Here is a 9,209-nt window from a genome sequence, read left to right on the forward strand (position 1 = left end):
CATTCCATCCCTCGGTAAATCAGTTCTCATTTTAGTTTTCTAAAACGGTCTAGTTTCGTGCTTGAGGCACTTATCTAGAAACGTGTCGCACCGTTGTATTGATAATCGGTTAAGGTTCCGTTTGGCTTGGTTTCTTGCTTGGTCTTACCGCTCACGGTGTATTGATAGCTGTAGATTTGAGGCTTATTGTCTTGAGCAGATTTCTTTTGTGAAAACTGTGTTACTTGATCTAGTCCGTTGTAACTGTATTCCGAGATATTGTTAGAATACTCTTGCTTGAGCAAGTTCCCGTGAACATCATAGTCGTATTGAATACCTCGTTTGACGATACCATCTACCACTTCCTGTACCTCTTTCACTTGGTTCAAAGGGGTGTAGACAGTGCGGTATTCGTCTACTTTTTTGTTACTACTGGAATCTTTCATTGAAACAATGTTGTCATTAATGTCGTAAACATACTCAAACTGTTTCCGTTCGGTGTCTAGAGAGCTACCTTTGTTTTGTAGCCCTTCATCTACATTTTTCTTCAGTTTGCCATCTTGGTAATAATCCCACGTCATCTTCCGTTCGACTTTTCCATCAGAACTGGTTACGACACGTTCGACTTGACTCCCGATTTGGTTGTAATCATAAGTGGTTTTTACGCCCCAGCTATCTGTAACGGTTTTCAGTAAGCCGTTGTCATAATAGGTGAAGGTAGAGACGTTACGCTCGGTTTGTCCTTCGGAAGGCGGAGTGCTAACCGATGTGACGTTCCCCACTTCATCATAGTTGTAGATGATTTTCTGCTCTTCTTTGAAACGTGGGTTAGAGCTATTCGGGTCACGTGGAAAGATGATTTCTTTCACACGGCCAAGATCGTCGTAGGTTTTCTTTTGCACGAAGTCGTCTGCGTACGGTGTAGCAGTCCCACGCGGTGGATCGACTTGAGTTACATTTCCTAATTTGTCATAGGTGTACCGACTGGTTCGGGTTTTCCCTGACTGATAAGGTGTCTGTTCTTCTGCGACAAGTCCGCGGATGTTATACGAAACTTTATGAACGTTTCCTTCTTTATCTTTGTTTTCAATCGTCTTGCCATCGGCATCATAAACGGTTTCAATCGATTTCCCATCAATGTCCGTTGCTTTGATCGGATTGTTGTTTAGATCAAAGGTCGTGGTGGTCACATAATCATTGGGATTATCAGGAGTGAGATTGCCCTTTGGTTGGGTCACTTTCACTTGATTCCCTACAGAATCATATTCATACGTGATTTTATGCCCTTGACTATTGGTGACGGCTACGACTTGATTCAGTTCGTTATAGTCGTACTTGGTGGTGTAATCATCTGGATCGTCGGTGAGATTTCCTTTCGGCTCCACTTCTTTGATCAGATTCCCAAGTACATCATAGAAGTACGTCGTTTTCTTTTCTGGATCGTTCGGATTGTCTTTCGGTTCGATTTCCTCCGTCATGCGATCATACTCATCATATTTGTATCTAAATTTCGCACCTGTAGGAGTTGTTTTCTCGATTACATTGTCGCTGGCATCATAAACAGGTGCTGGATTGACAATGTATTCTCCCTTGGCTTGATCCTTCGGTATTTTGGCATCGAGTGGACGACCGAAAACATCAAAGTTGAAGGTAGACGTTTTTCCTTGAGAATTAGTGGACGATATCACCTGCCCAAAATCATCGTACTGGGTAAGAGTCGTCTCCCCTAAGGAATTCGTCACTTTCTTCGGCTTTCCTGTTACATCATAGCCAAAGTCGGGTGCATCAGGATCGCCAAAGGTTGTTGTTTTGCCGTTGGCATTGGTGATGCTTTTGACGAGATCAGTATTTCCGTAATAAGCGGTGGTGGTCTTATTCCCTTCCGTATCTTCAACCGCTACTAGATTACCTAATGTATCATAGGTATTTTTCGTGGCCCGGCCTTCTGGTGAAGTGATTTGAATCAATTCAGCTACATGCTTGTTCATCGAGTATTGATAATTGTAGCGGACGAATTTTCGTTTACTTGTGTCCGGGATGGCATTATTGACTGGGTCTGTCATGGTTAAGACGTTGCCCAATTCATCATAGGTCCATGTTGTAATAGCCCCATTCGGATCTTTTTTCCATGTCAAGTTTCGGTTGGCATCGTATTGATACTCTGTCACGTTCCCCTTCGCATCGGTGGATTTGATGAGGTTCCCCTTATCATCCATGAGATACTTGGTGGAATTTCCTTTCAAGTCAGTTTCGATCCGCTCTTTATCTTTATCATTATACGTGTACGTAATGATCTCATTTTTCCGGTTGGTCATCTTACTCACACGGTGCTTGTTTTCGCCATCTGTATAGTAGTCAAACTTGGTAATGTTCCCTTTTGGGTCTTTGATTTGATTGATTACGTTAGTAGAGAGCAAGTCGTAAACAAACTCGTACGACTTGGCTACATTCGTCCCTGCACCGTCAGTAAATTTAACTAAGCGGTTCGATGCATCATACGTAAATTCAACTACTTGTTGTGGAACATCGGACAAAGTTGGTTTAACTGCTTTGATTTGCGAAACTTTGTTGTTGGCATTGTATTCAATGGTTACGGTTTGACGGCCCGCTGCATCTGTGATGTAACGGAGCATCTTCACGGGCTTGTTGTTAACCGCTCTCTCCTCATACGTGTACTTGAGAAGGTTCCCCGTTTGATCGGATGCTTCTGTCATATACCCTTTCTCATCAAAGAAGAATTGGCTACGGCTGGGCTCTGTAATCACCCACTTCTTACTACTGGAACCACCTTGTAGATATTGAAGGTACAGTTCATCTCCCGGTTGGGATTTGAACTCTTTCGCTTTGGAGTCCCATGTAAAGGTATGGCTTGTCCCATCGCTATCTGATAGATTCATAGAGCCTTGTACAATTTGACCCTGTTTATCCATATAGACTAGGTCTTCCATCGAAGAGCCAAGACGAACGAAACTAGAGGTATCAAGGGACCAGCCCGCTCCGATCACAGAATCACTCGTGTCTAAACTGTTGTACGTAAGATCCACGGAGGTCATGAAGTCACCTCGGGACGGGTTGCTAAAAGCAGAGTAGCTAAAGTTGGCATTTCCGCGATATAAGTTCATACTCGCACTACTGCCTGTACCTGTTGCTTCATCTGTTGAAGCATGATTATCGTCATTCCCTAAATCCTTTGCTCCATTTGGATCTTCGACCATAACAAACTGGTTCAGAGTCGGAATTGGGTCTGGGCTTTTGGATAGCCATGTTCCGTTTAGCTTGAGATCCCACTGGAGAATCAAACCTTCACGGAGTTTGTTTGGCTGGCTGATGGCGGGTGCTTTCACGTTCCCACGGACGGTGATCGTATCCCCAGCTGGGATATTGACCGTGGTCACAGATTCATTGCCATTCGCATCAATCGGCTTAAACTGCGCTCCTGCACAATTGTCTTCAGTCGTGCGATCAGTTCCATTCGGTAATGCCCAATGGCAACCGAGTAAATCGGTGCTACCGCTCCACGCTGTATCCGTTGGATTGGAGAGGGTAACCTCCACTTGATAGGTTTCGCCTGCCTTCATGGTAGTAGGTGTTTTCGGCGCATAGTACGAGTTGGCGGCTTTTTTATCGATATAAACGACCTTTAGCTTCGGCTTCAGCTGTGGCGCTAGGGTCATCTCACTACTAACGGTAAGTAGTTTTTCTTTCGCTGTCTTGCTTCCTTCGTCACTTTGCCGAATCATGAGACCTCTATTGCTCGATCCATCTTTCACCCACCTGGCCGCCGCGGACGTGACATCCCAATTGAGCCACTTTGGATCGTTGGTAACATTGGTCACATAATCAAGAACCGAGTTATGGAAAGCATCATTGTGACTGTTCCACGTGGTCTTCGGAACCGATTCAAAATCCTTCCACAGATAATGCGCATTATAGGTAGCATTAGTTGTTCCTGTACTATCCCTTTGCCAACTCCACAGACTAAAATCAGCATCGACCACTTTTGCTGTATTCGGAATGGAAGAGAGGTCGAATTTATAAAGGGAGCGGGTGTTACCAAATGTAGCGCTGTTATTCCCTACAGATGCCCATGGGTTACCTTTTTCATCTAAATAGTTAAAACTCGTATTTTTATGCTCGCTCGATATGGTTGTATCGATGGCATTTTGCAAGACTTGGATGGTCATACCCGATTTCGGCAGTCTCACAAGCTGAGTCGTAGAGGGGACAATCGTACCATCTACTGTTTTCACCGCGATTTGATAGAAATAGGCTCGTCCAAATGGATCACTGCTGTAAGCAGGAGTTGGCGTAGCTGTGGTATCCGTGAAGGTAAGTGTATTTTGATTCGGAATAGGTGCAACCAAGGTGGTCTCGTCTGGAATAAAAGCCTGACTCGTACTCCGATGGATCTGATACTCCACAAAATCAGTCCGGATATACTTTGTCCATTTCAACTCTGCACCGTTGGCATAGATTTTAGTTGGTTCTGCAAGGAGAACAGACGGCTTTCCATAAACGACTTTTAGTTTCGGTCGAATCGAATTTTCATCAAAATTTTGACTCGCCGTATATCTGACTCCCCCTACTTTTTTCGATTCATCCTTGGCTTTGATGAGGACTCCATAGTTTTCTTGACTCCCATCGACCCACGATTGAACAAGATCCCGTGCGGTATAATCATGCCAGCGGTTATTCACATTGGCGCCTTTATTCACTTCCGCTGTCTTGGTAAAACGAAGCGCGTCGGCGATGACGGCTCCGCCCACTTTCTTGCTGGAGTCATAGTTAGATAACGTAATGCTGTGGCTATCTCCCGTGGCAAATTTGAATTGTCCTAATGCTTGATAACCTGTGCTGGATGTTCTTTGATTGATATAGACCTTGGAAGTTCCTCCATTGTGAGTAATACTATATGGGGCAGAAGTGGCACGATCTGATGCTTGGACATTGGATGCCGCTACGTTATACGTTCCACTTTCATTTAGGTAGGGTTTCCACGTAAAGGTGCTAGTAGCGCTCTTATCATTCGGCTGCGCGGCGTGATAACTACCGTTTACTCCCCCAGCTACATTAGAAGACAGGTTCCACGTACCGTTCTTGGTGATACCTGTGCTGTCGGTATTATCAATCGTATAGGTACTCGCTTCCACGTCAGAGCGGTAGGTTCCACCTTGACTCGCCCACGGTACACCTTTCTTTGCTTCTTTCCATGTAGCCTCGGCTGGATTCCAGTCTTGAAGGACTCGGTGGAGGCTAAACGTTACATCTTGGTCGGTGTCCTTACAACCTGTACAGAAGTTTTGATCATAATAAAGCTGTACCTGTGCGAAATCTACCTTACTCCCTGACGGAATGACAGAAGTATCAAACTTTACAAGAGAGCGCGAAGTTTGCGACGAATCCGCTCCCACGGATAATCTCCAGTTATCATTATAGTTCGTGGTAGGTGAGGAGCTGTTAATCATGGTATCCTTACTACTTTGGGCTCCATTGCCGGGAGTCGGTTGTATCTCAATCGTTGGATCGATGATTATGGGCATCACCCGTTTGGAATCATTTAACCACTCTTTATCGGCTGTCACACGTAAAACGTTCTTACCATCTACTTGTACAATCTCTTGCTTCACGTCATGGCTCCATGCATAGCCATAAGGAGAGTTTTCTTCTTTTTGACTATCGTACATAAACGGCTTTGGGATCTTAAAGACCCCCACATCACCTTTATCTACAAATAAAACAGAACCGTCTGATTGTAACTTGGGTTCGAGATCTCCTGTTTCGAGGATGAAGTCAAATACGTTACTCTCTGGCTTCTGATTCAAAACAATTCTTTCTTTTACTTTGCTATTTTCGGTTTGATACTCGATTTTGCTTTTATTCAATACATCAGAAAACGAGATAATGTTTCCTTTCACCGTAGGCGCAACCTGCGATTTATCTGGGGCTTTTAATCCCATTGATATAGCATGCTTCCCACTCGTAATCTTGACTAATTCATCTGCTCTATCGCTAAAGAACGTCTTAAATTGATTCTTTTCGTTACTATAAACATATCCCTTTTGACTTGCTTTCGAGATATCATTTTTTATATCTTGTAATTTACCATTTGAATCTCGGTAGTGGACTGGATCTGAACTAATTTCAGCTTCAACCCGACCATCTGAAAGCTCGTAGAATTTAGCATTAATCTTCCGTTGTTCTACTAACTCCTTGGTCCTCTTAGGATCTTCCACCTTTTTTCCTTTAGGAGTCGTCTCTTTTACAGGTAGACTCTGCTTATTCTCAGTCAGCTCCTTGTTACCATTATTCTTCTCGGACGCGATGGTCCATTGATCCGTCATCTTATTCCATGAATCTTTTACACTCATGTAAGCAGATAGGAATCCCCACTCGGTCGCCTTATACGTCGCACTTGCAAAATCTGCCGCATGTGTAGACGTAGGAAAAGCGGTACCGAAGAAGATCGAAAACGACGTACTCACTAAAAATAATCTACGAAGAAACAATCGTTTCTTTTTCATCTCATATTCTCTCCTTTTGTAAAAATATATAATTATATTTTGAATATACATGAAACAGATTTGATTTGTCCACAATTTGAACACAAAAAAACCAAAAGGAAAACAAGTTCCCATATTGATTTGCTTGTCGATTGTAGGCAACGATTGCTATGTTACACTAGGGTAAACACACAGGAGGAGCCTACGTTTATCTACCTCCCACGTATTTGAACACTATCTTAGTGTTTAGCGTATTGTAGTTTTACTTAGGCCATGTGGCGTGGCCTTTTTTGTTGTCTGCAAAAATGTCGTAGCTCTTTCCACAAGTGATCGTTTCCTCATCCGAAATCCTTACTTGAACTACGTCTAGTAGGGGGATGGTGATAGTGACGCCGTCAATGGTTTCCAACTCGAGGATTTCAACTCGATTTCTTGGAGAACAACTAAGAGCACATTGGGAATAAGTAATAACTCGACCACTCTCTACTTCACAATTTTCTTCTGTTTCATGTAGTTCTACACTTGGATTTCGATCCATTTCGTAGATAAACGATTCAACTTGCTCGTTTGGACCTTCTAAGCGAATCTTCAACATGTAAGTCACCTCATTTTTTAATATATATTTTTAAAATTTCCTTAAACAGATTATATTCTGTAAATGAATGTTATCTCAAGACCGTTTGACTACAGGTTTTTTCTTGGATGAACAACAGTTTATAAATCGTTTAGGCTGTATTTGCTAAGTTCTTGTTTAATTTTTTGTTTTTTATCCAAGAAAAAACTTGGATGTAAATAATGTTTAAAATCTTCTAATATTTTTATATGATAGATATAGGAGCCTAGTAGATTGCGAGGTGTTTTTATGGCAGATAAAAAGACCAGACTAGATAGTGAGATTGCCCGTTATGTTGTCAAAAAAAATCGAATGACAAAAGGATTGAGTCTAACAGATATAGATCATCGCTTTCCATCTTCTACCGCAAGCCTTATTGAAAAAGGGGAAGCCGTAAAAGATGAAACCTTTAAACTATATCTAGAAGCACTAGGAATAACAAAAAAGGAGCTCAAGAAAGAAGTTGGAGAAGTCGAAGAAATAACAACAGAATTGCGATTCAAGTTGAAGCAAGTTGAAAGAATGATTGATAATGGGTACATTGAAATAGCAAAGGCTGAACTAGAGAAATACCAGGTCGAGGACTTTCATCCTCTTGCTCCACATAAGTACCATTTGGACGGTGTGATTATTCAAAAGGATAAGAGTGTGGAAACTAGGAAGAGGTACAAAAGAGCAGAAAAAGTGTTTTTTCATGCTATACAAACATGTACCCAACACAACCTAAATCCCGATGACAATATCATTCCTACATGTTACAACAGGTTAGCAGCTAGTCGCTATTTCTTAAATGATTTAGAAACAGCAATTGATTTTATAAATCAAGGATTAGAAGCATACGATGAAACAAAAGACTGTTCTCAACTAAACAACAAGTATAACCTCTTGGCGAACAAGATGATGTACTTATGGGAACTATCCCAGTATCCCCAAGCAACTTCCATACTTTATGAAGTATGGCCCCAACGATCTAAGATCGATAAAAATAACAATGCCTTGCTCGATTTCTACAAATTTAGGTCGATTGCCCTTCGTAATCAAAAAAACGTCCAAGCAGCTTTGGAGTGTTGTTCAGAAGGCATTATCATTGCAACAAATATTCGAAGCGATAATCGCTATCTAGATTTGATGATCATTTTGGGGAGTATTCATCTAGTAGAAGGTGACTTTACCAAGGCACTTGATCGGTTTATGTTAGTTTTAAATGCAGACGGTAAAAGGGAATATCCGCGCAGGCATATTGATGCTTACACCTATCTAGGAATCCTTTTTAATGCCAAAAAAGACTGGCTTTTAGCAACAGAATACCTCGAAAAAGCAATCATAACAGCTCAAGAAATCCAAGATCCATTTCGGCTAGGTAAAGCATTGATTACTCGTGGAAATGTACTACTCTTCCAAGAGCAGTATACCGAAGCCCTTCCTTATTATAGGGAAGCGGAATCAATTCTCGAATCTAAAAACTACAAGAACAGGCAACTTTCAGCATTATTGAAAATGATCTACTGTTTTGATAAAATGGGTACGACAGATGAGTTTGTGCAATGCCTTATAAAAAAGTACAAACTAGAAGACGAACTTTCTATAAAAAGCGAGGTAGAGATCTATGAAGTTTTTTGAATCATTCATTACGAAAAGTTCATTCCATCCGCAATTTGTTGATGTTCAATCACTCCATACATTAGGTGGAGATGACGAAGATCCACCGTCAATTTCTATCTAGGATTACAATTATAAATCATTGAAAAAAGGTAGCCGGAAATGGCTACCTCTTTCACATATGGTCAAGTCTTCCGTCTATCGCCTGTACAAGTGCCACTCGGAGCTTTATTCGGTTACTTTGGCTTTCATATCCATCCTCTCTGCTTCTATCCTTCTCATAGCACGTTCAATTGAATCTTGGATCATGCACGAATCTAGCTTTACATCTAGAGCTTGTGTTTTGATAAACTGTTCCATACGGTTAAACTCAGCAATATAACGTTCTTTTATTTCAGCTACCTTTGCTCCACGATATCCCATTTGAAGTGAACCCAAAAAGTTAGACACAAAAGTTTAAATAACCTGCAGGGTATGTGTTCGGTATTGAACTGGACTCATACCTTTTAGTTTTATCT

General features: G+C 41.7%; 4 protein-coding genes. 1 reads left to right on the top strand and 3 read right to left on the bottom strand.

Annotated elements, in window-relative coordinates; translation table 11 throughout:
* Positions 1 to 74: 74 nt before the first annotated feature.
* Together EDD57_RS13690 and EDD57_RS13695 are read right to left on the bottom strand one after the other, a co-directional pair.
* Positions 75 to 6,500, bottom strand: coding sequence for a DNRLRE domain-containing protein (locus tag EDD57_RS13690; RefSeq protein ID WP_165873839.1), 6,426 nt, complete (start codon positions 6,498 to 6,500; stop codon positions 75 to 77).
* Positions 6,501 to 6,741: 241 nt separating this feature from the next.
* Entirely contained in the window at positions 6,742 to 7,074 is a 333-nt protein-coding gene (locus EDD57_RS13695; protein ID WP_131849977.1) for a hypothetical protein, read from the bottom strand.
* Between the two features lie 267 nt (positions 7,075 to 7,341).
* On the opposite strand from EDD57_RS13695, the gene EDD57_RS13700 reads away from it, so the two are divergent.
* Positions 7,342 to 8,712 (top strand): tetratricopeptide repeat protein, encoded by a 1,371-nt coding sequence (locus EDD57_RS13700; RefSeq protein WP_131849978.1) that lies wholly within the window; start codon positions 7,342 to 7,344, stop codon positions 8,710 to 8,712.
* A gap of 207 nt (positions 8,713 to 8,919) precedes the next feature.
* Here EDD57_RS13700 and EDD57_RS13705 read toward each other — a convergent pair whose 3' ends face one another.
* Positions 8,920 to 9,141 carry a Rha family transcriptional regulator gene (locus tag EDD57_RS13705; RefSeq protein WP_131849979.1) on the bottom strand — a complete coding sequence of 74 codons (222 nt, stop codon included), beginning with the start codon at positions 9,139 to 9,141 and terminating at the stop codon, positions 8,920 to 8,922.
* Positions 9,142 to 9,209: the final 68 nt, after the last annotated feature.

Origin of the sequence: Baia soyae, assembly GCF_004341445.1 — a bacterium.
Lineage (GTDB): Bacteria > Bacillota > Bacilli > Thermoactinomycetales > Thermoactinomycetaceae > Baia > Baia soyae.